Genomic DNA, 23,396 nt, shown 5'->3' with positions numbered 1-23,396 from the left:
AGCGTTTTTGCCCTTGAGTTCTTTCATTGGAGAAAACTATGGGTAATAAACCAACTATCATTCTGGTACACGGATTTTGGGGTGGGGCCGCGCATTGGGGCAAGGTCATTCTCGAACTGGCGCGCCGGGGCTATCAGTCTATTCACGCCGTCGAACTGCCGTTGACGTCCCTGGCCGAGGATGTCGAACGCACACGTAAAATGGTGGCCCAGCAGAAAGGGCCTGTCTTGCTCGTAGGGCATTCATATGGCGGCGCGGTCATAACGGAGGTCGGAGATCAGCCGAATGTGGTGGGGCTCGTCTATATCGCCGCGTTCGCTCCCGATGCGGGAGAAAGTCCGGGCGGCATCACCCAGCAGCATCCTCCTGCGGCAGTGGCCAATATCGAGCCGGACAGCGATGGCTACCTGTGGCTTAAGGCCGACAAGCTCCATGAAAGCTTCTGCCAGGACATGACGCCCGAAGAGGGTCTCGTCATGGCGGTCACCCAAAAGGCACCGCTTGCCGGCACCTTTGGAGATGCCATCACTACTCCGGCCTGGAAGAAGAAGCCCTCCTGGTATCAAATATCCAGTGAAGACCGAATGATTGCTCCCGAAAATCAGGTGATGATGTCGGCCCGTCTGAATGCCCGGAAGGTTATTACCTTAAAGGCAAGCCATGCGTCGCTTATATCGAAGTCTGTGGAGGTCACGGCCTTTATCGATGATGCAGCCGCCGAAGTGGCTCAGTAAGAGCAGCAATGTGCTTGCGAAAATCGTATCAGCCTGAAATCGCGTCCCCTGCCGTCGTGTTGGGGATGCAAGGGCTGACCCCGCGCCCGATATTCCTTGGGAGGCTTGGATTTCCATCTCCTGCGAAACGACGGGTGAGACTATGTCTAGTTTGAGGTTCGCATCCTTGAGGGTGGAATTCCGTACGCTGCTTTGAAGGAATGGTTGAAGTGGCTCAGGTCGTTGAACCCCCAGCTTAAGGCGATGTCACTGACGGCTCTTTTCGCATTCGTGCCAGTCGAGAGATCATCCTTCACACCTTGCAGTCGCGTTTGCAGTATCAATTGCCCCGGGGACGTCCCATTTTCAGCGCAGAGACGGCGCAACGAACGCGAGGACATCCCGGCAATCGTTGCAAGCTCCAATGGGTCGAAGGACGGATCCCTGACTTCTTCGATGATGCGGCCCCGAAGTCGCTCGAACACGGCCCGACGAGGGGAAACGTCGGTGATCAACGATACTACGCTTCCGGCAACGAGATCACTCGCTACACGCTCCACCAACGCAAGCTGAGCATCACGAATGCTGGGACCGCGCGCAGCGAGGCTGCGCAGGAAATCGAGTGCTACGGCGCCGCAACCGTGCCTGGCTTCAAACGCGCGCGCCGTGAGATTGCCAAGACCTGGAAGTCTGGATAGCAATTTATCGCGATGGACGCGCAGCACCAACTGCTTGAATGGCCCATCGAAGGAGAGGGAGTATGGCCGCCCGCTCTCGTAGAATACGAACTGGCCTGGTACCGTTCTGGACTCACGGTCATCTTGCGCGACGACCCCCTGGCCTGCCAACTGGAATGCCACAAGCACGACCTCCTGATGGTCGGTGCGGACGTGATGCCTCGTGCGCTCCGTCAACTGGCTTGTGGAGTCGACGAGGCTCAGACTATGGGTTTCGGGAATGAACTCGACCACTCTCCCATAAAAATCGTGCGCATCGCTCCTGCTCTCAAGTCGAACGTAGGTCGACCAGAGCTGTTCTCTCCACACCGATAGCGTATTCGCGTCCTGAATCATCCCTGTAAACTCACGGCGCTCATGTGGCTGCTGTCACGAACGTCTTAATTCGAAGCAAGAAACGTGCCGCGGCAATTGAGGTGGCCATGTGAGACAAGGATTGCGGCCCTCATGACCAAGCGCTCGGCAGTCCGTTATGCGATGCCTATGCGGTCAAGGCGAGCAAAAGAGAGGCCCACATGGTCAAAACGGCTTACAAAGTTGCTGCTGTGCAAGCGGCTCCAGAATTTCTGGATATCGCGAAGGGTGTCGACAAGGCAATCTCCCTCATTGAGGAGGCAGCCCGGAACGGGGCCTCGCTTATTGCCTTCCCGGAAGTCTGGCTTCCCGGCTACCCCTGGTGGATCTGGCTGGATTCGCCGGCTTGGGGAATGCAGTTTGTTGGTCGATATTTCGCCAATGCCATGGAAGTCGGCGATGCGCATTACGAGCGACTGCGCGAGGCCGCCGCGGTCAACGCTATCCACGTCGTCATGGGTTTCACGGAACGGGCAGGAGGAAGCCTGTACATCGCTCAGGCGATCTTCAGCGACAAAGGTGAAATTATCGCCAACCGTCGCAAGCTCAAACCCACTCATGCCGAGCGGACAGTCTTTGGCGAGGGCGATGGATCGCATCTCGCCGTCCACACAACGGGACTCGGGCGTATGGGCGCGCTTTGCTGCGCGGAGCACATCCAGCCGCTCTCAAAATATGCAATGTTCTCACAAAATGAGCAGATCCATATCGCAAGCTGGCCAAGTTTCTCTGTTTATCGCGGCGCAGCCTTTCAATTGAGCGCCGAAGCAAATCTCGCCGCCAGTCAGGTTTATGCGCTTGAAGGGCAGTGCTACGTGCTTGCGCCTTGTGCGCTTGTCTCCAGGTCGATGATAGAGATGCTGGTGGACACTCCTTCGAAGCAGAGTCTGCTTCTCGAGGGTGGAGGCTTCACGATGATCTTCGGTCCCGACGGCGCGCCCCTAGCCAAGGCAATTCCCGAAAACGAGGAGGGCATGATGTATGCTGAGGTGGACCTCGGCTTCATTGGGGTAGCCAAGGCTGCCTATGATCCGGTTGGCCACTACTCTCGCCCGGATGTTGTCCGTCTCCTGTTCAACCGCAGCGAACATCAGCGAGTCCATAGCTTCGACACAGACTACGCAGAAATCGAATGACGCAACGGCTCGGGATTGGCTGACGCAAAAGCCGTCAATCCAGGTTCGCCTCCCAAGAACGTGAGAATACAAAATGGATATTTCACGACGACAAATGCTGGGGGCATCTGCCGCCCTGTACCTCTCCCATCTGACACAGGATGTGTATGCTGAGGATGCGGCGCAGTCCGCATCCGCCCATGCCGTACCGGGAAATCGCCCGACAGAAGAGTTCAAGGTCGCCGCCGTGCAGGCAGAAGCCGTCTACCTTGATCTCAAAGGCGGCGTCGACAAGACGATCCGCTTGATCCGAGAGGCTGCAAGTGCCGGCGCCAAACTTGTTGCCTTCCCGGAATTATGGCTGCCCGGATATCCGTTCGGTCATGAATCCGAGCAATGGAAGAGGGCTTATCTGAAAAAATACGTCGCCAACTCCCTGCAGATAGGCAGTGCGGAATGGCGATTACTTCTGGAGGCAGCCGCACGCGAGAAAATTTTCGTGTCGCTCGGGTACAGCGAACTGGAAGGCGATCACCTCTTTATGGGACAGGCATTGATCGGGGCAGATGGCAGACCCATACAAATCCGTCGCAAGCTTCGCCCATCTGGTGGCGAAAGAACCGTATGGAGCGACGGCGATCCCTCAGGCCTGAAGGTCTACGAGACAGAGATCGGTCGCGTTGGCTCGCTTAGTTGCTGGGAGCATATGCATCCGCAAATGACTTATATCCTGCAGTCACAGATGGAGCACATCCACCTCGGCGCCTGGCCCATACTGCCGGAGGTTGACGGGGTCAGTTGGGCTGGCCCTGCAGTCAATCTTGCGGCGGCGCGCTACTACGCAACGATCACAGGCGCCGTTACAATCGTTCCCTGCGGTGTCGTTGGCGATGAAGCCTATTCGAGATTTCAGGAAATCCCCGCGAGCAAATGGGTGCCCAAGGGAGGCGGCCATGCCAGAATATATGGGGGCAATGGTGCTGAAATCGGAAACGCAATTCCGCATGAAAGTGAGGGTCTGGTGATGGCTACAGTCGATCCTCGAACATTCTCGCCGAAGACCGAGGATTCCGACGGTGAGTTTTCCTTTGGAGTTTTGCAATTCATCGTTGAAAACTATCCTGGGCCGCGCGTTCCAGACAAGGAGCATGGCAACAAAAATCTCGTCGCGATAAGCTCTTTCTGAAGACGATGGCGAATGCTTGCTGCCAAAGCGCCGTTCAGCCTAGGCGGACCGCCAGTTGTGCATGCCGCAAGCACCTAAACACCAAGCATCCGGAGTCGGTCGTCGAGGCATGTGTCTCATTGGTGCGCTTCTCGCCATGGAAGTCCGCGTCCGCATTCCGTCCGCCGTTCCCGGTTGGCGAGGTGCCCGAACCGTCCGTCGGCCTATCCTTGGGCTTGACGCTCTTCATCGACGCCCAGGCTTCAAAGCTGCGCTTTGCCTACGTTAGGCAACTCGTCGCGATGGATGCGGAAACTCGTGCTGCTGCATTTGATAGCGTGGCAAAGGCGGACGAGGCTTTCCGAGCGGCGCTCGGCGCCTGCGAGGCCGCAATCGATTCAGACGAGAAGCGTGCGGGCCTTACAGCGATCGCCCACGACTACGACAGCTATGCCAAGCTTGGTACTGACTTCATAGCCATGGTCAATCAGGGTATGCAATCGGGCCCCGCCAAACTCTTCGCGGAGAAGATGGAACCGCTTAGCGAGGAGATTCGCGGGGTCGTAACACGCATCGTTGCGCTTGATGCCGCTGGGGCGAAACGGTCTGCCGTGGAGACCGCCGGAGCAGCGGACGATTCAAGTATGGCGCTCTACACGACGATTGCCGTGACGGTGGTGATTGCGCTACTCGCGACCGCGGCGGCGATCTTCGACATTTCCAATCCACTGCTGACCATCACCGCCGCGATGCGGCGTCTGGCGGAGGGTGACACTGAAGCCGAAGTTCCCTTCACCGCGCGGCGTGACGAAATAGGGCTCATGGCGCAGTCGGTCGAGATATTCCGCAAGGCAGCGATCCATTCAAGGGTGCTGGAGCGGGAAGCGGTGGAACATCGTGCGCGGTCCGAGGCGGACCGGATTGCCGCGCAGGGGGCCGCCGAGGCAGCCGCATCAGAGCGGCTTGCCGAGGCGACCTTCGGGCTTGCTGCGGCGCTGAACCGTTTGGCGCTTGACGATCTTGCATTTTCGCTCGACGATCCGTTCTCGCCTGAATTCGAGGCACTCAGAAGGGATTTCAACACCTCCATTCGGCATCTCGAGGAAGCGCTGCGCACCATCGCAGGCAGCGCAGCCGCTGTCGACGGATGTGGACGAGAGATGTCGTCGGCCTCCCTTGACCTTTCCAGACGTACCGAGAAGCAGGCAGCCAGCCTTGAGGAGTCGGCCGCCGCTCTCACCCAAATCGTCTCGACGGTCAACGGCTCTGTCAGGAGGGTCGAGGACGCAAGATCATTGACGCATCAGGCGAAGGGTAATGCCGCCGCCACGGCTCTTGTCGCCGAGGACATGGAGGCCGCGATGCGGCGCATCGAAAATTGTTCTCGCGAGATTTCCACAATATTGGGCGTGATCAATGAGATCGCCTTTCAGACAAATCTCCTGGCGCTGAACGCAGGCGTCGAGGCGACACGAGCGGGTGACTCCGGCAAGGGTTTTGACGTGGTTGCCCATGAGGTACGTGAGCTTGCACAGCGTTCGGCTCGTGCAGCTGACGAAATAAAGATCCTGATCGACAAATCGACATCCGAAATTGCCACTGGCGTCACACTCGCTGATGGCGTCAGAACAGCCTTGTCATCAATCTCCGCTTCGGTTGCGACCATAGATCTTCATATGGATGCCGTAGCGCAATCGTCAAGCGACCAACTCGCCGGATTGGGCGAGGTGAGCACCGCGATGAACGAAGTGGAAAGGTCGACACAACAGAACGCGGCGATCGCCGAGGAAGCGGCGGCTGTCTCTTCGAACCTCGTGTCGATCACAGGCGAATTGAATAACACGTTAAGCCGGTTCCAACTCGCAAACAGAACCGAGGTCAACCCCCGGAACGGCACATCCGGCCAGAATGCTGCGTCGCTCGCGCGACATGGCTGATATGTCAGAGGCAGATAAGCGGGCGGGCGGAGTCGCCCTCAAGCTAACGAGGTACTACCTATGAAGCGATTGCGAGACCCAATGATAATTATGACTGTGCTTGGAGCGGGCGCAATCGTGTTGGCGTTGCTGAATGTGCAACATTACGGGATGGCCCCTCCGATGTGATAGGGCAGGATCTCTATTGGGAGCCCGAAAATGGTGATGCTGCTTTCCCGAATGAAAGACGCTGTTCGTTTGGCGGTGCTCACCCCCGGGCGCGCCGAAGAGTTCCATAAAAAGGATTATGCGATATGTTATACCATAACGCGTTGATATCAGCTCGCGATGCCCCCTGGCCGCACTGTCAGTTTGGTCGCAACACACGTTTTGGTGGAGTATGGAATGGAGATTTTACGAGTACGGGATGAATTTCAAGATATTATTCATGCGGTTCAGAATGCCCCGAGTGTTTACGATGCGCTGCGCGTCCTGGAAATGGCTTATGATATCGACTTCTCAACTTACCATCTTGCCCTGACGGTAGCGGACGTAGTCGATACTCCGTATGTGCGCACGACCTACCGCGACGCATGGGTTGCTCGTTACCTCCTACGAGGATACGCGAAAGTCGATCCCATTCTGCGCGAAGGTCTCCTCCGGCAACTGCCCTTCGACTGGCGCGAGGTCGAGGTCCCGCAAGCGGCCAATGACTTTCTGCAGGACTCGCGGGATCACGGTGTTGGGCCGAACGGTTACTCTATTCCGATCGTCGACAAAAAGCGCCGTGCACTCTTCTCCCTGAATTCGCACAAGACGGCTGACGAATGGGACGCGACCGTCGAACAATTCCGCAGCGAATGGAAGGAACTGGCCTTTCTTATTCATCACAAGGCCATCTTCGAACTTCACGGCGAGCACGACCCAATACCGCAGCTATCCAGTCGTGAAATCGAGTGCCTGCATTGGACGGCCCTGGGCAAAGACAGCATCGACATTGCAGTCATCCTGAAGCTTTCCGAGCATACGACAAGAGCCTACATCAAGTCGGCTCGACACAAGCTCGGGGGCGGTTCAATCACTTTTACGATCGCGCGGGCAATGCAGCTGCGGCTGATCAATCCGTTTGGCAATACCCCCAACTAGGGGTACCATCCTGAGGAATTTATCGTATATCTTGTGATCTTCATGGTGCTTCCGTCAAACGATGGAGGCAAACATGTATCTTCTTGTTCAGGCTCACGAATATCACAAGCATATCGACCTGCTCGATCAATCGTTCCGGCTGAGGAAGAAGGTTTTTGCTGACCGTCTCGGCTGGGATGTGTCTGTGGCCGGCCCTCATGAACGGGATCGCTTTGACGATCTTCACCCTGCCTATCTCATCTGGTGCGATGACGACCGGAGCAAACTCTACGGGTCGGTTCGGCTTATGCCGACGACAGGCCCCACACTTCTCTACGACGTCTTCCGCGAAACATTCCCCAATGCCTGTGATCTTGTCGCGCCCGGCATATGGGAGGGAACGCGCATGTGTATCGACGAGGAGACCGTAGCGCGCGACTTCCCCGACATGCGCCCAGATCGCGCCTTTTGCCTGCTTCTCCTTGCACTGTGCGAAGTGGCCCTCGACAACGGCATCGATACTCTGATCTCGAACTATGAACCGCACATGCGGAGATTATACAAACGCGCCGGGGCAGAGTTCGATGAGCTCGGTCGAGCCGATGGCTACGGAAGGTTTCCAGTTTGCTGCGGAGTCTTCGAGGTCTCGCAGCGCGTCCGCGCGCAAATGCGGCTGAACTTGAAAGTGGCCGGACCTTTGTATGCAGGCCGTTCATTTTCCAGACAGCAGGGCGAATTGCCGGTACTCGTAACCGCTTGAACAGGAGACTGCGGCAACCAACCAGGGCTGGAGGGAGCCGCACAAGGTATCGAGGTTTCAACAAGGCAAGGCTGGCTTCCAGCTTTGATCGTCAGCCAATGAATTACAATGGCAACACATTCCGGAAGATCGGCTCTACGGGCCTCGTCATTTTCGAGAGAGATGGTACCCTGTTGAGACGGAATAGTCCGCCAAGGGATTTCATGCTGGGAGACATCAGCAACGAATTCGTCCAAATGCTGCAGCAGTTGCGGGAGAGCGACGTTCGCTTTGGGTTTATCTCGGACGCAAGAGGAATGGACGTCGGCTCTCGCGGCAGATCAGAATTCGCGGCCCTGACAGGGCGACTCGACGAGCTCCTTCGGATCCGGAAGGCTATGCCGGATTTCTGGATGGCATGGGGCATTTTTGCGCAAGGAAGGGGAACCGTAGCCCAGGCAGGAGAGGAGCGACGAAGGAGGAATGGCGCAGGGATGATCTTAGAAGCCGTCGAATGGTATGGTGTCGACAAGCAGGAAGCCATATTTGTCTATAGCACTGCGGCTGGTCTGCTGGCGGCAAACGATGCAGATATTTTGGCTCTCCAATATTCTGGTCTGCCAGCGGATCGAACCATTCCGCCCTTGATAGAAATGGAACAGCAATATCTTTCTCCGTCTGAAACTGTGGACATTCACCGGCTTCACGCTGAGATTCAACGGATTATAGGGGCTCAGCCGTCGCCGGCCAGCCGAAACGCAGAATAGAAGACGGATCGTCGCCTCAGCGGCTGCGGTCGCGATTCTTTTCCTGAGGCGGGCGAAGCTTTATCGACTTTTGCGTCTCGCGACTACGTTGTTGGGCCTTCTGGCGCTCGCTATCCGCGCCATCAGCTTCCGGCCTGTCGTGCTCGGCATTGGACCTGGCAATACGCGACTGATCGATTGAGCGGTTGTTCGAGCTTTTGTTGACAATGCCCTGCTCCGCAACGTGATCACGACCAGCCGCCGACTTCGTTGCCAAACCGTTCAGGCTGGTTTTGTCTTGACCCCCATCACCACGATCGCGGTTTTTGGCCACACGTGAGTCGAGCTGGAGCCCAACGACCTTCCCAATGATCTTGGTCGCCTGTTCGAAGATCAGCCGATCGGATGGGTTGGCAATCTTCGCAGCAAGATTGATCGCAGAGTTTGCGAGCGTTTCTTTCGCGGCCTTCGCCTGGGCAGCGTTGATCGGTGTTGATCGCAACATGTGCTCATCTCCTTTCTCTCTGGTAGGGTCACGGCCGGCCTGGACGGCTGTCTCAAGCCGCCGGTATTCACGTTGGAGTCCAATCGACAGGTCCTGACTAAGGTCGCGCGCAGTGCTCGGAGCAGACCGCTCCTTCGCTATCCCGTCCAACATCTTGAGAACGAGTCCGACCGAGCGCCGGCTCTGCTCAAGGCGTCGGCGGGCATCTTCCAACCTTGGCGCTGTCGGCGTGTCTCGAACCTTGGCCAGGACTTTGTCGACGACGTTACTCGGGGCCGTGGCTCCCATCCGCCGAAACATCTCCCATTCCCAGCGTTTGACGGGCGGTGGGCCAGCCCGCTCAAGGCGTTTCTGACGATCAATCGGGATGCCCCGTTCACGTGCTTTATCGGCGAAGCGGAGTCGCCATTCGGTAAAGTCGCGAATGTTCGGATTGAGCATCTTGCCATTGGAATTTCGCAGCGCGACGATCACATGCAGGTGTGGATGCTTGTCGAGATCGTTGCGATTATGGACGGCATAGGAATAGCGGTGTCCAGCAAATTGCTCCCTTAGGAAATCACGCCCGGCATGAATGAGTTGATCGCGATCGACATTTGCCGGTCCTGAGAGCAACAGGTGCATGAAATCCCGAGGCTGGCGGGTCTGCATAAGCGCACTGACGATTTTCCCTTCCGCCGTCAGCTGTTCGTGATCCGCTGTGGTTGTTTCGCGCCGCTCAGTGCCGTGCAGATATCGCCCGCTCTTACCAGGACGCTCCTCGACATGGGTGGTCGTCGAAAGTGTTACCTCGGCACCCCTGCGTTGCATGGCGTGCAGCGTCGCAGTCAGCCCTTTCGGGCCCGACGAAAACTCGGCCGGGTACCGGGAGATCGGTGTGATCCCCTCGTTCCGTAAAGCTTGATCCAGGCGTGCGTCGATTGCATGGGCCGCATCGAGCTCGCCCGGGATGCGATTGCTACCGCTTCGATCAGACCTGTCCTTCTTTTCGTGGGCGATCACCAGGGCGAAATGCAATCTTGTCTGCGCGTTCACCCCGTCGCTCACACTGAAAGCGTAGGTGCGATCAGTATCGCCGGCTTGATGGAAACCGGCGGCGGCGAGGGAGCCAAGAGCGCGGGCTACGCCTTCCCGATCTGTTTTTTCAAGCTCGTAGGTCAGACGCAGCACGTCGCTGCTGCCCTTCCGGTTACCGAAATCCCTCTCCCATGAACGCACCTCTTCGTTCAGATCCGAGACTTCGCGGTCGTCTTGATCGCGCGCCTTTTCTTCCTTGCTTTGATAAGCAAGCACGTTTCGGGCGGAACCAGCGCCGGCGCCATAGGACAAGACCTTTACCACCACCGCATTGTTGCCAGCGGCCCGACTGATCGCCGAGGCAGCGCCAGCATTCTTGACCGAGGGTTGCTTGCCTAGGCCGACTGACGGTCGTTTTCCGCTGCCACCACCACCCCGTCGGCGCAGATCGTCTTCGATCAAATCAAGGTAGCTCGGTAGTCGCCGACCTTCCGGTCTAGACTTTGAGCGATTTCTGGAGACCTCGTTCATCGTGTTTCCTGATGAGCTCGACAATGTACGATGACGGCCGGACAAAGGCGGCGTCGCGGATGGCGTCGATGGCCCCCATGACCTCGTCCAGTTTCTGTGCGATCAACTTCGTACCCTCGGCGTGCCCGCCCTCTTGTGCGAGAACGGCCTCGTTGCGAAAGGCAAGTTCGCGGAGAAACTGATGCATATTTGCCATTTGCCGATCGTGCTCTTCGAGCATCGCTGGAACATGCATGATCTCCCTGGTGACGATCAGCTTGGCGATGATGTTGACGGAGATATCGAGCCGTCCGGCAAGTGCGTCGACATTGCTCAGGATGTGATCAGGCAGACGGAACATGATGGGTGGCTGTCGCATGTGATCTAAAGCCCCCTCGCCTTCAGCGCCTCCAGGATGAGCCTGTGCGTCGCCGAGGACAGTTGCTCATGTCGCTCCAACGAAACCCGGAAAATCTTCGTCAACACGTCGTCATCGAGATAAAGCGATATCCGTTTTCGTCTCCCGGAGCCGTCAGCCACTTTGCTGAGCGACGGCGCCTCCGATCGCTGCTCACGTTCGTGCTTGGCTGGCGCGGGGGTCTTGGCAACATCTGTCTCAGAGGGTGCCGTTTTCTGTCCTTGCAGACCGCCATCGGGCATGAGTGTGTCGAGATCGATGGTCGTTGGCATATACGAGGTCGCGGCCTCCTCCACATCCCTGGCCTGCTCTTCACGGGATCGGGCAAGGGCGAGAATGTTTCCGGCAGGCGTTCTTTCCCTCGACATCGTTTAGGCGGCCTCCGCCTGCAGTAGCCTGATGAACTCGTTGTTGATCCTCTTCACCAGATCGATTGCGTCGAGCACGCTTTCTGACGCCCGCCGCTTGGCCGACGGCGTCAACGACGGATTGTCTGCAATGCCTGCAAGCTTGGAGTAGAGGGAACCATAACCGGCCCCGACATCGCTGAAATGATTGCTCTTGCGGACGACTGTCTCGACCATCGGAATCCGACCGCTCGCCAGGATCGCGTGAACCTCGGGAAGGGATCGATTGTGCTTGAGGGCAATCATATCTACGTAGTTCCAGATTGCCGCGTATGGGATCGGTCCACTATCCCGCTTCCGGCCTATCTCCGTCAAAATGGTAGCCACTTTGATGGCTGATGTTGCAGCTGTCGGCTCGGGAATGACGGGGATCAGGATTGCATCGCACTCGTGGTAGACCTCGATCGCGCGCTGATGCACATAACCGCCGACATCGTAAATCCGTATGTCCACTTCGGGAGCCTTGTCGAGCCGCTCACGAAACCTGTCACCGGGCGCTACGCGCAGATGCAACAATGTTCCGTTAGTCGGCAATAGCCCGCGCTTCATGGAAACATTGTACCAGCGCGTCGACGATTCCTGTTCGTCGCAATCGACCAGCAGCGTCCTGTGGCCTTGCTGTGCAAACTCCGCAGCAAGATTGACGTTCAGGGTCGACTTTCCAGCGCCTCCCTTAAAGGTCGATATAGCGAGAGAGAGAGGTTTGACTGTCATAAAATTTCTCACTCTTTTGGACCGAAGCCGGAGTCGCGATCAATCGAACCCGCCCACGCGTTCGCGAGCGGAAGACCGAAACCCATCGGGTTCAGCAAGTTGTCTTCGCGTCCCATATGACACGAGGGAAGCGCATTCTTTTACAGGCCGCGAAGCTTTGCCCGTGCTTCCTCCTGCTGTCGGGCTGCGATTAACCCCTCATTGAGCCGCAGCAATTCGCGCTCACGTGTAGCCTCGGAAATTGGATCCCGCCCCGGCCAGAAGCGAAGGATTGGCAGGACGAGCAGCAGGAAGGAGGTAATTGTCGCGGCCTTGAACCATGCGGATCGGGCATAGAGATCAGCTGCCCCTTGCCAAATGTTCTCCGTCGTCTCTGCCGCCAGAAAAGCGTAGGAAAACGTCAACACAATCCAGTAACCGACGAAGGCTGCGACCAAAATGCATGCGGCTGACACCAGCAAGAAGCAAGCGATCTGGAGCATCAACCACACGGCACGGAATGGAAGTGTGAAAGCCACGAGCGCCCTTTGATACATCGCCATCTTCTTGTCCCAACATGCAAAATGAGTACCTGAACAACCATACCTCAATTTTTGCAGCTTTTCCATACTTGCACTACAGTACAATTTCGTGCATGTTCAAAAAAGTCAACAGGTGACGGATGCGAACATGAAGAATGGCGCATGGCGATCTTCTCGCCACCTCATTTGCAGCCTTTTGGGTGCTCTGGTCTCGCTGCCCGCGTCGGTCAGGGCCGACACGGCTGAAGAGTTCGTCAGCTACTACCAGCAGGCCTACGTACAGGGGCGTGACCTGGTCCCCGCATTGCCGGTACCACTCGATACGTCCTCGATTGCGACACGACTCGATCTCCAGAGTGTCACCCCGAAAGCTGCGCTGAGCGGCAACGCGTTTCTCGCAGCGGATGGAACTATTATCAAACTCGCAGGAGTTCAGGGCTGCCTTTCAACCGAGTCGCTCGATTATGCGGGAATTATCTCGACCTGTGCCATGATCTCGCTTGCCGCGATGACTGCGACCATCGCAGAGATACAGGAAGTTGCTGGAAACGCGCTCCCTTGCCATGAGCTTGGGCGGAGCCTCGGCCATCCGACGGTACGATATGCGGAATGCTTTTTCATGGATAGAGATACCGCGCGATCGCTTTCTGAAGTGCTGATCAGCAAGGGAGTGGCCTTCGCCTTCCGTGACAGTGCTGGCCACCCGGCCTTTCCGGAATATGCGCAAATGGAAAACGTCGCACGGGCGAATAAAGCCGGTATCTGGGCCAGCGCCCATTTCTTCCACCCCTACGGTGAGCGCTACCGCGCCAATCCGACAATGCACTGATGCAGACCGGAACTTTGATGCTTATATCCACGATCACAGCTACCGGCTTCTACGCAGGAATTGTCATACTGCCGATGCTTGCTGGTAACGAATTCCCGCAGATGCAACTTCCTCGGGCACCAGCCTTTCCCGTTCAGGCATCGCAGGCTGGCTCTCCTGTCACGAAAGACGCGGAGCTTGCTCAATCTTCCGCATTCGTACCCTTTCCGACACACGCGCAGTTCGAGACCGGCGATAGCTGGGTCTCAGGCGGCCGGCGGTATCGGCTCTTTGGTCTACAGGCATGTCTGCGCGGGACCGCCGTTACCGTATCTCAAGGGACTTCGCGCGACTGTGGAGAACTGAACGTGATCATGATGCAGGCCCTGGTCAAAGACGCAAAGCCCGTCTGCACCAACATTCAGATGATCGACGAGAACAATGTGGTCGTCGCATGTCAGACGACGGCAGGCGAACACCGTTATGATTTTGCGACCTATCTTATCGCGCAAGGATGGGGATTTGCCGCAGTCGATAGCACCGGCCAACTCATTGTTCCTGGCTACAGGGTCGCTGAGGAAAGCGCGCGCACTGCCCGTGCAGGGCTTTGGGCCTATCCCGACATGCCGCACCCGGTCACAGTGCTGATGCAACAAGCCGGGGTTTCGCGATGAAGGTCGCTGCCATCTCGATGATGTTGCTCGCCCTCGCCCCCACAGGATCGCTGGGGCAGGCTTTCCCCAGCGACGTTCCGCGTCAGATATACGGCAGGGTTCAGGTCGTCGATGGCACCACATTCGAATTCGTCAAGACTCGTCAGCTCGTCCGTCTTGCTGGATATGAAGCCCCCCGGCTGGTGCAGAGCGCAACGACTGAAGGTGTGACATGGCCGGTCGGGCAGGTCTCGCGCGCCTGGATGATCCTTCGGACGCTCGGCCAGAACGTTAATTGCGCGCCGATCGGTCGCGACAGCAACAAGAACCTGATCGCCCATTGTTTTGTGGGCGAGACCAACCTGGCGGCGACGGCGATTGCAGAGGGGATCGGCTACGCCTTCAACTATCCCGACGAGCCCCAGGTCCTCGCCTATTTCGATCTGGAGAGAAAAGCGAGAGGGCTCGGCTTTGGCATCTGGTCCTCGCCAGACTTATCGCCGCCCTGGCTCTACAACGTATTGCCAGTGCCTGATGAGAGGCCCGGCGGCCGCACGCCAGCGGCCGAAGAGAGCCTTCCCCTGCCCCTTCCTGTCACTCCCGATACCGCTCTGTCTCTCACGCAAGCGCAAGGAGGCTAAATGAAAAGCCCTTTCGAAACTTCGGCTATTTTCGCAATCTTGCTCGCGGTTTCTCCGGTCACCGCCGGAGCGCAGGACGACGCCACGCAAACACAAATCGAACGGCGCGATCCGGACTTTTGCGGTGCGGGTGGTGGGGGCTGCGACCCAGCAGAAGTGCAGCAGTGGAAGGCGGTTGGCAACGGTCTTGCAGACCTGTCCTCGGCCGACCTTAGCCAATACGCCTATGCCTGCGCCCAGCATCGTGATTGGAAATTGGAGTGCGAAACCAACCCGATCGCAATCCTGAAACGCCTTGGTATCGAAGGATATTGAGGTCGCCCGTGCGTAGCTCTCGCAATGACGCCGCTGTCGCTGCTGCAATCGGCCTCCTCGTGGGAACCGGTGGTGGCTATGCGATCAATGAAACTGTGTGGATTGGTCAGACAGTGGAACTGAGACAGGAAATCACACGCCTGAAAGAGGAGGCGCAGCAGAGGCTGACGGTTGATGTTCCCAATAACCAGGAGGCGAGTGCCGCGATCGCCAAATCCGGCCGCACAATCCACATCTCGGAGTGCAAGCCCCGTCAGACCTTACCCGGTGTCACCTGTACCGGCATCATCACCACAACAACCGGTTCCTTTGCGGGGACGACGCAGCCCGGCACCCTGTCGTTTGCGAAAATCGACGGCACATGGGCGCAAATCCAGTAGTCACACAAAGGAGACGGACCGTGAAAGCGATCATGTTCTTGGCCGCAAGTTTGATAGGCGCGCTGTCGGCGGTGCCAGCAAAGGCAGAAGACGCTGAATGGGGATGCCAGGTTCTGCTGTGCGCCGCATCGAAAAACCCAAACTGGCATGGTGTCCCCTATTGCGTTCCACCAATGCGCAAACTCATCGCCGCCATGTCCAGACCCGGCTTCTCCTGGCCCATCTGCCATGAGGCGAAGGCGGGAAAGCCTGGCCGTGAAACCTATGAAGATTGCCCTCCTGGCACCACGGCGGGTTACTCGTCGCGAGGCGGCGACAACCATTGGCGGGGAGAACCTGACCAATGCATCGAAACGGTCAATGTCTGCCGGCCATCGGGCCAGCACGATGGCAATACCGGGTCAACAGGTTTGACGATCAATCGGCATTTTGGCCGAGATGGCGAAAGCTGCATCCAGCAGATCGCCACTCCGCGCCCGCGCCGCGCGGATCCCTACTATTTCGATATTCCAAACGACGAAGGGGTGAAAGAAAGGTTCTGGTTCAACCTGAACCAATAGCGCTCGCCTGTCACCGCTGTGGCGACCTTGGCATCACGAGTCCGTCGCGGCGGATTTCTGCTTTTTGCGGCGGGCTTTCCAGACCGCTATCCGATGGAGGTCGGCTTCGGTGATCCTGAGCAAATCCTCGATAACGACATTCCATTCTCGCTGCATCTTGTCGAGGGTCGAGAGTTTGACGTCACGCATGGCGCGGGTTACCTGCGATATGTATGCTTCATGTACGCCAAGCTGCTCGGCCAGTACCCTGTTCGTCAATTTGCGCTCGGCTTTCAGACGCTCCAGGCCAATGGCTAGCCTCTCCTGGAACGACAGTGAGTCCAGTGTTGAGATATCGATGGGCTCGACCAGGATTTCGCGCTTCACACGAGGCATCGGACACCATCCCTGGCCGCGAATACAGCCCTGCTATGACAGAGGTGAATGCCGACAAAACGACGGCCCAACTCCCTGTCACGGCGAGCTCGCGGCCTCCCTGAAACTCTCCTGTTCATCCGTCCCCCGATATCGACCGCAAACCAAAGCGATCAGGCGTAAACCAATTGTTGGCCAAATTTTGTATTGGACAGTTCACGAACTCGTTGCGCTCCCTACACCTACACCGCCACGGTCCGACCGTGCAAGTGGACCTGGCCTGCAGACTGGAGCGTGTTACCGGACGTACCGTACCGGTTCGAAGGCGATATGCGTATAGTGGTCAGGAACAGTTCCGCTCATGTACTGGCCGACCTTTCCGGGGAAGAGGCCGTAGCGCTGCGCGCCTGGTATGGCGACGCTGCTTCCAACGCAGAGAAGGCAATCGCCCTCGCTGTTATCCGGCAAGCCAAGGTAATGAACGGCTGGATCGAGTGTGATTGTCTCACAGGTCGGATCCAACCACTACTTGCCCCGATACGGCAGGAGCATACCTATACGTTGCGACGATTGTCGTCCCGGGACGAGGACCCTCTCCGACATATGGAGCGGCCAAATCATACAAGCACCTGCCCGTTCCACGTCGATAAGGACGCCAATCCGGCGCTCATTGATCGCAGTTACTACATGCGACCGGTTCGAAAATCCGATCGAAGCTACATCGATGCATTGCCCGCGATTCCCGACCGCCTTGCCGACGTCGCTGACCGTGACATCAACCGGTCGACTGAGCGAAACGATAGACCGTCCAGACTCGGTGGCATCCTGTGGCGGCTGCTCGACGACGCCGGGATGAACGTAATCCCACCATTGCAGGATGATCCCGATCTAGCACTTCGAAATCAGCTCTCGAGACTGCGCGCCGCCGCCAGGGGCCTTCGGGTGTTGAGAACATGGTCTCTCAACGCGCTGCTCTCGACGTGGGCGGCCGATTACTGGGAGCCCGACAGCCGCTGGCAACGCCTGCTCGAAACCTCACGTCCGGATTGGCCCGGTACGCTTCGTCGGACGGGCTTCATGCTGCTGTTTGCGAAAGCTGTGTCCGCTCAGGCGATCATGCCGGCATCGTCCTCGCGACCAATCGATGTGCTCGGAAAAGTGCGACAACCGCTGCGCGGCGACCCGGCACGTCGAGGTCCGTTCCTCAGCCTCCTGAACGTGGACTTCGGCGACGATGACGAGGGGCCAGTGCGAGCTGTCCAGGCCTATGCCCAGCCAGTCTACAATGGCAACACGCTGTTTCCGGTGGAATCCGGTTTCGAAAGAGATGTCTCTCATCTCCTGTTCTGGCTTCAGGGATCCCTTTTCGAAGGTATTCCTGATCTCCGCGTCACGATTACCAAACCGCTCTTTGCGTCAGAGACATCGCTTGGGCCCTGCCGGCCGGATTTCGTCCTGGAAGCAGCCTACAAGGACCATAGGCCGGCAACATTGATCGTCGAGGCCTTCGGCATGGAAACCGAAGAATATCGCGAAGCCAAGGACAAAACCGTTCCCCGCATGAAGCGTCTCGGGCCGATTTTCAGCCTCTTTCCCGAGGATCTCGCGGAGGCGAGTGCGCAGGCCACAGCCAAGCGCCTGCAAGACTGGGTGATCGAGCAGGTTCGACATTCCTGAAGGGACGCGCCTCGTAGGTCCAGAAGAATTTGTCAACGCGGTGACGCATCCAGCTCGCGCTTCGCGGCATCAAGCAGGGCATCCTGAACCGGCGCCAGCATGTCTGGAGGGCAGCGTCCGAACATGCGCGCCACGAGTTCGTCCGCTAGGTGCGACAGTGTTGGCTTTAGCCTCTTCGGAAACAGATGATCGATCTCGCTCTCGTCAGAACCGAGACGCTCGAGCTCGGCGCGGATCGTTCTCAGCTCCATTTCGCGTTCCTTCACCATCAGCCAGAGACCAGGTTCGGCTTTGGCGGCGGCAACGATCCGTTCGAGGTTACGCTCACCGGCAATATGCAGGCTCGAAAGGTGTTCTATTTTTGCCATGCTGTTGTCCTCATGATGCTCGGGCACCGCAACCTGTCCTGGTCGAGCCCTGTAAACTTCGATTCGCTCGAGGTCAGCCCACTACGCGCCATCCGGCTCTTTGTTGGACTCCCCATTATCTTCGCGCAAAGGGTCGCGGGCAGCGTCTGCGAACTCGCGTAGCCAGGCTCTCGAACTGTCCTCGGTTAGCTTGCCGGAGAGCGTGTCTATCAGGAGCTCGACGTCCGCATTCAACTCTTGCGGCTCAACTACATTTTCCGCAGCCTGCCTGAAGATGACTTCATTCAAGGCCTGAAGGTCGTCTCCGAATGCTTGTCTTACTTCCTGGCGTTGGAGAACGGGCGAATCGGATGACCGATCACGGGCGGCACCTGCTGAGACGGGTGCGCCATCCTGACGATTATTCCCGCTCGTCGGAGATCCGGAGTAGACACTTCGGCCGAGCTTTTCTTCATCGATATCGAGATTAATGTCATCTGCAGGTTTGGCGCGGAGGTTTTTTGCCTCACCGCGCTTCTCTTTCCGGCTGGCCGCACCATGGGCAGGCCCACGCGCCGGCTGCTGATGCTCATCGCCATGGTCTCCTTCGGCCACACCTGCTGCGCGGGTCTCATCGAGGTCCAGCCGGCGACGCAGTTCATCGAGGGAGGAAATATAAACGTGACGAACGCCTTCCTTGACGATGAAGCGCAGGTCATGAGGCTTGCGGACGCGCTCGATCGCAGCAAGGTCGATATCAGCTCCGGGTTCGGCACCTGCCCGATCGCTCGGGGAGGCTGCATCCGGAGCGACGGGGATGAGAGGTCCGAAACGGTCACTGTCTGCGATCGTCCACTCTACGGGCTTCAGACAGGGCTTCGGCACCATCTTGAACTTGCGCACTTTCGCGAACATCCGTTCGCCACCAGCGTCCAGTTTCATGATCCGCATCACCGGCATGCCGGTGACCTGCAGGATAGCCTCTTCCGGCTTCATCATCATCAGCGTGTTGACCGGCAGGAGATCGACAGAGACCGGGACCTTCGAGATCGACCGTTGACGGCGGCCGTGGCGATGGGAATAGGACGACTGCTCGATCCATTCCGTCGTTTTCCCCGCCGCGAGTGAGACCGCCATCGCGTCGTCCTGATTCTGGAAGTTCATGAAGACCTTGATCGTCGATGCCCCCATCAGGATCTTCTGTCCGGACCGCTGGTACAATCGCTCCAGCTGGGCGCCGTCCTGAAGAATAAAGACAAAACGCACGCCGTTTTTTCGTATCAGGGGGGCGAGCGTCAGCACCGTGTCGATGCGGCCGCCATTGCCAAACTCGTCAAGCATCATCATGACTTCGTGCTCGCCATTGGGCAACGACCCCATCTGGACCAGCTTGTCGGCCATCTGCTGAATGAACATCGAGATCAGCCGCTCATAGATCTGGATGGCATTCCAGTCGGCCTGGATATAGATCACCATCTTCCGCTTTCTGATCATGTCGATCGGGATCGTCGTAATCGAGGTGAGCGCCTCCACCAGCGGGTTCTGCAGGAAATTGAGTTTGGCGACGATTTCGGCCGCGATACCCTCGCCCAGCTTTTCATGACGCCCGGCAAACTTGGTAAGCTGCATGCGGGTCTGGTCGGAGAGGACCGTCTCATAGTTCTCCAGCAGCTGGACGATTGCCGTGCGTTCGTCGGACATCGAGTTCAGAATACGGTAGAGTTCGCTCAGCGACTTGCGGGTGTCGGGGCATTCGAGCACGAAGCCAAGCATGGCGGTGAGCAGGATTCGGGCACTCTCCTCCCAGAAGTCGGAGGAATCGGAGCGCAAGCGCTCCGGCAGCAGCATCTGCGTCAACTTCTGGAGGTCTGTGATGCGCTGGTGCGGATCCGTGCTGATCAGGTCGAGAGGGTTGTAACCATCGGTGAACTTCGATCCCGGTGCCAACAGGAAAGTCTCAAAGCCCTTGTCCTTCAGATAGCCGGAAGTCTCCTCGAACAGTTCACCGCTCATGTCGAGCACGACCTGAGAACCTTCGAAACTCATCATGGAGGGGATGACGAAGCCGCGCGACTTTCCCTGTCCGGGAGAGCCGATCAGCATCACATGCTGGTCGCCGTCATTGCGCAAAAGCAGCCCTTGCTTGAGCCCGAGCACGATCCCCTGCCTGTCGCGCAGGCGAAAGTCAGCCGCATCCTTGAGAGTCGCTAGGCGGGCCTTACCCATGATCATCCGCTGGCGCTTCTGGATTGCTGCACCGATCGGAAACCCCACAAGCGCGCCGGCCGCGGCAAGCCCCGCCAGCGTGGCCTGAACCGTCTGACGGGATGGCCGCTGGTACCCACCGGCTGCATCGGTCGTCCCGAACGGTGCCTGATACATGGCCGCAAGATGGCTACCGTAGTAACTGGCGATATCGGCATGTTCGCCAGCCTTCGTGGCAACGAGATAAAAGGCAAAGCCATAGATAAAAGCACCAGCCCAGGCGGCGGCGAAGATCATCACTGTGAGCGCGATCAGGCTGAACATCGACCGCACATGCAGGAGGTAGAGAACCTTGCGGGAAAGAGCCCTGCCTCCCTTGAGCATCCATATGCATATCAGGAAGAACAGGAACGGTGATGCAAGCGTGAATGCCAGAAGCGATAATCCGACCGTGTTGCGGGTATGGATGATCGACCAGGTGTAGCGGGCGCCGTCGGCGATGCGCACTTGGCTCACATAGTCGAAATACGATAGCGAACCGAAGGAAACGACATAGGCGTCATAGATCAAGGTGAAGAAGGCAAGCCAAACCACCACGACGCCCAAAAGCGCGACGGGCAGTGTGAAAAAAGACAGCTTTTGAAGACCCGACCATTTCGGGCGATCAATTTCTCCGTCCGTGTATACGCTCGCCATGTTCATCAACCTCGTCGGCAAAATAGATCTCGCTGACGCCGCGACCGCCGGCGGCATCGCTCTTCTTCAACTGGACCACGATCGGGATGATCGAGCGGATGTAGCGGATGATGTCGTCGCGCTCCATGCGGACATTGCTGTTGAGGACCAGCGTCGACAGTCTATTGAAGGCATGGTGCGGCGAGTTGGCGTGGATCGTCGACATCGAACCGGGGTGACCTGTGTTGATGGCGTTCAGAAAGTCGAACGCCTCGTCGCCGCGCAGCTCACCCATGAAAATTCGGTCGGGTCGGAGACGCAGCGCCGTCGCCAGCAGGTCGCCCATCGTCACCCGCGCCTCCCCTTGCCCCCCCTTCGAGACCAGCAACGAAACAACGTTTTCTTGACGCGGCTCCAGTTCGGCCGTGTCCTGCATGAGGATGAAGCGCTCGTGGTTCGGAATTGCCGTCAGCATGGTGTTAAGGAATGTTGTTTTCCCGGTGGATGTGCCACCCGATATCAGCATGCTGCGATGGTTGGCCGCCGCCAGTTCCAGGAACGCCCGCGTCTTTCCTGTCCGCAATAGTAGCGAGAGTTCAACATCGACATCATCGATGTAGTCGTCGCCGGTTACCTTGGTGAAGCGGAAGGCGCCCGCCTTCTCATAGTCGTTGAGGTCGAACCGTCGGATGAACTGCTTGCGGATCGAGAAGGCGTGTCCGGTTGCCGAGGTCGGGCTCAGGACAAACTGAACGCGCTCGCCACCCGTCAGTGTCGCCGAAAGAAGTGGATTTTCGGCATTGATGGTCTGCTTTGTGAAGGAGGCAGCGCGAGACGCCATGTGGCGGATGACATCCTGATCCAGTCCGGCGATCTCGTGGCGCACCATCTGCAGATGACCAATCTTTTCCAGCCAGACTTCGTTACTGCGCTGGCAGGAGATTTCGACAACAGCGGGATCATCGAGGAACAGCCGGATCGGCTCGAGCGCCTCGGTCAGAAAGTGTTGTTCGGCGGAAATCTGGGGGCGCGCATTCATTTGCCGTATCTCACCTTGCGCAGTCGTTCGAACTCTTCGCGTACCGGGTCGGGATAGAGGCCGGCAAAATCGAGGTCGCGTGTCACGAAGACGGTGATATCCGAGCCTTGGGGAATGTGGATGGTTGGGCGGATGTTGCGGGAATCCTCAAACGCCGTCGCTGCCATTTGCTGGATGCCCGAGGCGATGGTCTCCGCGGCAATCGCGCGGGCTCGGTCCTGAGATGTCTCGCCATTGTCCTGCGGAATGCGGGTGACGCTGCCATTGTCGTTGACGATGGTAATGTCGCGATCGTCCCGCTGGCCGAGTTGCGCGATGTACTGCGTCGCGCCGCCGATCAGCGTCATCAGCGCCGGCGGCCCGAACCGCTCCCAATTCTTTCTGTCTACGACACCGGTCATACCCGATCGCCCAAGACGGTCTGTGCCATAAGAGCCGAGCTGCACTGAGACCCCGTCGCCGCGGATCATCCGCGTCCAGACAATCAGGATCCGTTCCTGCCCCCTCTGGACGCCGGACTTGTAATCACCAATCAGCGAGGAGCCGGCCGGAATGAGAATCCGTCTGCCATCGAAGGAATAGACATCCTCACGCACAATTCCCTTCACCAAGCCGGCGAGATCGGAATTGATGGCTGTCTCCAGCGTTCCTCGGATCATCGTGCCCTGCGGAATCCAGGCGTCGGTACGGCGGTTCTCGGTGGCGACCGATACCTCCACACCCTGTCCGCCGATCGACCTCACGAAGGCACGGTCGCCATCGACAGCGCCGCCGGCATCTCCGTTCGTGGCGTTTGATGCACCAGCGTTGCCGTTCGCCCCGAACAGGCCCGCTGGTTCACCGGACGACGTCGCAGCGCTCCTGGTCTGGTCAGATTGATCAAAGACCATCGCGGACGAGCGGATGCGCTCGAGCAGTTTGGCCTCCCGCTCCAGCTCGATGCATTTGGGGTTGTCGGGATTCTTGCCTCGGGAGCAATCGATCTCGGCAGGGGGCACGATTGGGGCTGCAGCCGGCACGCGCGGGGCGGGTGGTGGCGG

Annotated in this window: 25 protein-coding genes and 1 pseudogene; 14 read left to right on the top strand and 12 right to left on the bottom strand. The window is 58.1% G+C overall.

What is annotated here, in order from left to right; genetic code table 11:
- Positions 1 to 38: 38 nt before the first annotated feature.
- Positions 39 to 734 (top strand): alpha/beta hydrolase, encoded by a 696-nt coding sequence (locus RS75_RS23020; RefSeq protein WP_045024793.1) that lies wholly within the window; start codon positions 39 to 41, stop codon positions 732 to 734.
- A gap of 146 nt (positions 735 to 880) precedes the next feature.
- On the opposite strand, the gene RS75_RS23015 is transcribed toward RS75_RS23020, so the two are convergent.
- The gene (locus tag RS75_RS23015; protein WP_045024792.1) at positions 881 to 1,786 is read right to left on the bottom strand and encodes an AraC-like ligand-binding domain-containing protein; all 906 of its coding nucleotides are present in this window, start codon (positions 1,784 to 1,786) and stop codon (positions 881 to 883) included.
- A 179-nt stretch (positions 1,787 to 1,965) separates the two neighbouring features.
- Here RS75_RS23015 and RS75_RS23010 point away from each other — a divergent pair, with 179 nt between their 5' ends.
- Positions 1,966 to 2,940 carry a carbon-nitrogen hydrolase family protein gene (locus RS75_RS23010; protein ID WP_045024790.1) on the top strand — a complete coding sequence of 325 codons (975 nt, stop codon included), beginning with the start codon at positions 1,966 to 1,968 and terminating at the stop codon, positions 2,938 to 2,940.
- A gap of 73 nt (positions 2,941 to 3,013) precedes the next feature.
- Entirely contained in the window at positions 3,014 to 4,105 is a 1,092-nt protein-coding gene (locus RS75_RS23005) for a nitrilase-related carbon-nitrogen hydrolase (RefSeq protein WP_052679739.1), read from the top strand.
- A gap of 73 nt (positions 4,106 to 4,178) precedes the next feature.
- Here RS75_RS23005 and RS75_RS27185 read toward each other — a convergent pair.
- Positions 4,179 to 4,349 (bottom strand): annotated as a pseudogene (locus RS75_RS27185) (IS5/IS1182 family transposase); the annotation flags it as partial.
- Positions 4,350 to 4,386: 37 nt separating this feature from the next.
- Here RS75_RS27185 and RS75_RS27180 point away from each other — a divergent pair.
- From RS75_RS27180 to RS75_RS22985, 4 genes are all read left to right on the top strand, one after another.
- Positions 4,387 to 6,021, top strand: a complete 1,635-nt coding sequence (locus tag RS75_RS27180) for a methyl-accepting chemotaxis protein (protein ID WP_324607193.1) — start codon at positions 4,387 to 4,389, stop codon at positions 6,019 to 6,021.
- A gap of 384 nt (positions 6,022 to 6,405) precedes the next feature.
- A complete protein-coding gene (locus RS75_RS22995; RefSeq protein ID WP_045024788.1) occupies positions 6,406 to 7,146 on the top strand; it encodes a helix-turn-helix transcriptional regulator in 741 nt (246 codons plus the stop codon).
- Between the two features lie 73 nt (positions 7,147 to 7,219).
- Entirely contained in the window at positions 7,220 to 7,885 is a 666-nt protein-coding gene (locus tag RS75_RS22990; RefSeq protein WP_045024804.1) for an acyl-homoserine-lactone synthase, read from the top strand.
- 203 nt (positions 7,886 to 8,088) lie between these two features.
- Positions 8,089 to 8,631 (top strand): hypothetical protein, encoded by a 543-nt coding sequence (locus RS75_RS22985; RefSeq protein ID WP_152643185.1) that lies wholly within the window; start codon positions 8,089 to 8,091, stop codon positions 8,629 to 8,631.
- Positions 8,632 to 8,647: 16 nt separating this feature from the next.
- Here the strand turns inward: RS75_RS22985 and RS75_RS22980 are convergent, their stop codons facing one another.
- From RS75_RS22980 to RS75_RS22960, 5 genes are all read right to left on the bottom strand, one after another.
- Positions 8,648 to 10,663 carry a relaxase/mobilization nuclease domain-containing protein gene (locus RS75_RS22980; RefSeq protein WP_234704321.1) on the bottom strand — a complete coding sequence of 672 codons (2,016 nt, stop codon included), beginning with the start codon at positions 10,661 to 10,663 and terminating at the stop codon, positions 8,648 to 8,650.
- Positions 10,629 to 11,021, bottom strand: coding sequence for a hypothetical protein (locus RS75_RS22975; protein ID WP_045024784.1), 393 nt, complete (start codon positions 11,019 to 11,021; stop codon positions 10,629 to 10,631). The genes RS75_RS22980 and RS75_RS22975 overlap by 35 nt, the downstream gene beginning before the upstream one ends.
- Before the next feature lie 5 nt (positions 11,022 to 11,026).
- A complete protein-coding gene (locus RS75_RS22970) occupies positions 11,027 to 11,428 on the bottom strand; it encodes a hypothetical protein (RefSeq protein ID WP_045024782.1) in 402 nt (133 codons plus the stop codon).
- A gap of 3 nt (positions 11,429 to 11,431) precedes the next feature.
- A complete protein-coding gene (locus tag RS75_RS22965; RefSeq protein WP_045024780.1) occupies positions 11,432 to 12,181 on the bottom strand; it encodes a ParA family protein in 750 nt (249 codons plus the stop codon).
- A 140-nt stretch (positions 12,182 to 12,321) separates the two neighbouring features.
- On the bottom strand, positions 12,322 to 12,789 hold the full coding sequence (locus RS75_RS22960; protein WP_234704320.1) for a hypothetical protein: 468 nt from the start codon (positions 12,787 to 12,789) through the stop codon (positions 12,322 to 12,324).
- A 61-nt stretch (positions 12,790 to 12,850) separates the two neighbouring features.
- On the opposite strand from RS75_RS22960, the gene RS75_RS22955 reads away from it, so the two are divergent.
- From RS75_RS22955 to RS75_RS22930, 6 genes are read left to right on the top strand one after another with little or no spacing between them, the layout of a single operon-like run.
- Complete coding sequence (locus tag RS75_RS22955) at positions 12,851 to 13,531, top strand: nuclease (RefSeq protein WP_045024779.1); 681 nt, start codon at positions 12,851 to 12,853, stop codon at positions 13,529 to 13,531.
- A gap of 17 nt (positions 13,532 to 13,548) precedes the next feature.
- Positions 13,549 to 14,184, top strand: a complete 636-nt coding sequence (locus RS75_RS22950; protein ID WP_045024797.1) for a thermonuclease family protein — start codon at positions 13,549 to 13,551, stop codon at positions 14,182 to 14,184.
- Positions 14,181 to 14,804: a thermonuclease family protein gene (locus tag RS75_RS22945; RefSeq protein WP_045024778.1), complete on the top strand. Its 624-nt coding sequence runs from the start codon at positions 14,181 to 14,183 to the stop codon at positions 14,802 to 14,804. The genes RS75_RS22950 and RS75_RS22945 overlap by 4 nt, the downstream gene beginning before the upstream one ends.
- The gene (locus tag RS75_RS22940) at positions 14,805 to 15,119 is read left to right on the top strand and encodes a hypothetical protein (protein WP_045024777.1); all 315 of its coding nucleotides are present in this window, start codon (positions 14,805 to 14,807) and stop codon (positions 15,117 to 15,119) included. It abuts the gene before it with no gap.
- Between the two features lie 8 nt (positions 15,120 to 15,127).
- Entirely contained in the window at positions 15,128 to 15,499 is a 372-nt protein-coding gene (locus tag RS75_RS22935; RefSeq protein WP_045024795.1) for a hypothetical protein, read from the top strand.
- A 32-nt stretch (positions 15,500 to 15,531) separates the two neighbouring features.
- Entirely contained in the window at positions 15,532 to 16,059 is a 528-nt protein-coding gene (locus RS75_RS22930) for a hypothetical protein (RefSeq protein WP_045024775.1), read from the top strand.
- A gap of 33 nt (positions 16,060 to 16,092) precedes the next feature.
- Here the strand turns inward: RS75_RS22930 and RS75_RS22925 are convergent, their stop codons facing one another.
- Entirely contained in the window at positions 16,093 to 16,434 is a 342-nt protein-coding gene (locus tag RS75_RS22925) for a helix-turn-helix domain-containing protein (protein WP_045024773.1), read from the bottom strand.
- A 309-nt stretch (positions 16,435 to 16,743) separates the two neighbouring features.
- Here RS75_RS22925 and RS75_RS22920 point away from each other — a divergent pair, with 309 nt between their 5' ends.
- Positions 16,744 to 18,090, top strand: coding sequence for a hypothetical protein (locus tag RS75_RS22920; RefSeq protein WP_045024771.1), 1,347 nt, complete (start codon positions 16,744 to 16,746; stop codon positions 18,088 to 18,090).
- A 32-nt stretch (positions 18,091 to 18,122) separates the two neighbouring features.
- On the opposite strand, the gene RS75_RS22915 is transcribed toward RS75_RS22920, so the two are convergent.
- The 4 genes from RS75_RS22915 to virB10 form a co-directional block, all read right to left on the bottom strand.
- Positions 18,123 to 18,458, bottom strand: coding sequence for a hypothetical protein (locus tag RS75_RS22915; RefSeq protein WP_045024769.1), 336 nt, complete (start codon positions 18,456 to 18,458; stop codon positions 18,123 to 18,125).
- Between the two features lie 81 nt (positions 18,459 to 18,539).
- Positions 18,540 to 21,338, bottom strand: a complete 2,799-nt coding sequence (locus tag RS75_RS22910; RefSeq protein ID WP_045024768.1) for a type IV secretory system conjugative DNA transfer family protein — start codon at positions 21,336 to 21,338, stop codon at positions 18,540 to 18,542.
- Positions 21,307 to 22,356, bottom strand: coding sequence for a P-type DNA transfer ATPase VirB11 (gene virB11, locus RS75_RS22905; RefSeq protein ID WP_045024766.1), 1,050 nt, complete (start codon positions 22,354 to 22,356; stop codon positions 21,307 to 21,309). The genes RS75_RS22910 and virB11 overlap by 32 nt, the downstream gene beginning before the upstream one ends.
- A partial coding sequence (gene virB10 / locus RS75_RS22900) for a type IV secretion system protein VirB10 (protein ID WP_045024764.1) occupies positions 22,353 to 23,396 on the bottom strand: 1,044 nt, incomplete at its 5' end. The genes virB10 and virB11, both read right to left, overlap by 4 nt.

It is taken from the genome of Rhizobium nepotum 39/7, from assembly GCF_000949865.1.
GTDB classification, from domain to species: Bacteria; Pseudomonadota; Alphaproteobacteria; order Rhizobiales; family Rhizobiaceae; genus Agrobacterium; species Agrobacterium nepotum.
Note: the sequence above shows the minus strand (reverse complement) of the source record. Positions and strands in the feature narration are given on the sequence as shown.

Coding starts and splice junctions, on each gene's coding strand:
- RS75_RS23020 (WP_045024793.1), top strand. CDS start 39: ATGGGTAATAAACCAACTATCATTCTGGTACACGGATTTTGGGGTGGG.
- RS75_RS23015 (WP_045024792.1), bottom strand. CDS start 1,786: ATGATTCAGGACGCGAATACGCTATCGGTGTGGAGAGAACAGCTCTGG.
- RS75_RS23010 (WP_045024790.1), top strand. CDS start 1,966: ATGGTCAAAACGGCTTACAAAGTTGCTGCTGTGCAAGCGGCTCCAGAA.
- RS75_RS23005 (WP_052679739.1), top strand. CDS start 3,014: ATGGATATTTCACGACGACAAATGCTGGGGGCATCTGCCGCCCTGTAC.
- RS75_RS27180 (WP_324607193.1), top strand. CDS start 4,387: ATGGATGCGGAAACTCGTGCTGCTGCATTTGATAGCGTGGCAAAGGCG.
- RS75_RS22995 (WP_045024788.1), top strand. CDS start 6,406: ATGGAGATTTTACGAGTACGGGATGAATTTCAAGATATTATTCATGCG.
- RS75_RS22990 (WP_045024804.1), top strand. CDS start 7,220: ATGTATCTTCTTGTTCAGGCTCACGAATATCACAAGCATATCGACCTG.
- RS75_RS22985 (WP_152643185.1), top strand. CDS start 8,089: ATGCTGGGAGACATCAGCAACGAATTCGTCCAAATGCTGCAGCAGTTG.
- RS75_RS22980 (WP_234704321.1), bottom strand. CDS start 10,663: ATGAACGAGGTCTCCAGAAATCGCTCAAAGTCTAGACCGGAAGGTCGG.
- RS75_RS22975 (WP_045024784.1), bottom strand. CDS start 11,021: ATGCGACAGCCACCCATCATGTTCCGTCTGCCTGATCACATCCTGAGC.
- RS75_RS22970 (WP_045024782.1), bottom strand. CDS start 11,428: ATGTCGAGGGAAAGAACGCCTGCCGGAAACATTCTCGCCCTTGCCCGA.
- RS75_RS22965 (WP_045024780.1), bottom strand. CDS start 12,181: ATGACAGTCAAACCTCTCTCTCTCGCTATATCGACCTTTAAGGGAGGC.
- RS75_RS22960 (WP_234704320.1), bottom strand. CDS start 12,789: ATGGAAAAGCTGCAAAAATTGAGGTATGGTTGTTCAGGTACTCATTTT.
- RS75_RS22955 (WP_045024779.1), top strand. CDS start 12,851: ATGAAGAATGGCGCATGGCGATCTTCTCGCCACCTCATTTGCAGCCTT.
- RS75_RS22950 (WP_045024797.1), top strand. CDS start 13,549: ATGCTTATATCCACGATCACAGCTACCGGCTTCTACGCAGGAATTGTC.
- RS75_RS22945 (WP_045024778.1), top strand. CDS start 14,181: ATGAAGGTCGCTGCCATCTCGATGATGTTGCTCGCCCTCGCCCCCACA.
- RS75_RS22940 (WP_045024777.1), top strand. CDS start 14,805: ATGAAAAGCCCTTTCGAAACTTCGGCTATTTTCGCAATCTTGCTCGCG.
- RS75_RS22930 (WP_045024775.1), top strand. CDS start 15,532: ATGTTCTTGGCCGCAAGTTTGATAGGCGCGCTGTCGGCGGTGCCAGCA.
- RS75_RS22925 (WP_045024773.1), bottom strand. CDS start 16,434: ATGCCTCGTGTGAAGCGCGAAATCCTGGTCGAGCCCATCGATATCTCA.
- RS75_RS22920 (WP_045024771.1), top strand. CDS start 16,744: ATGCGTATAGTGGTCAGGAACAGTTCCGCTCATGTACTGGCCGACCTT.
- RS75_RS22915 (WP_045024769.1), bottom strand. CDS start 18,458: ATGGCAAAAATAGAACACCTTTCGAGCCTGCATATTGCCGGTGAGCGT.
- RS75_RS22910 (WP_045024768.1), bottom strand. CDS start 21,338: ATGGCGAGCGTATACACGGACGGAGAAATTGATCGCCCGAAATGGTCG.
- virB11 (WP_045024766.1), bottom strand. CDS start 22,356: ATGAATGCGCGCCCCCAGATTTCCGCCGAACAACACTTTCTGACCGAG.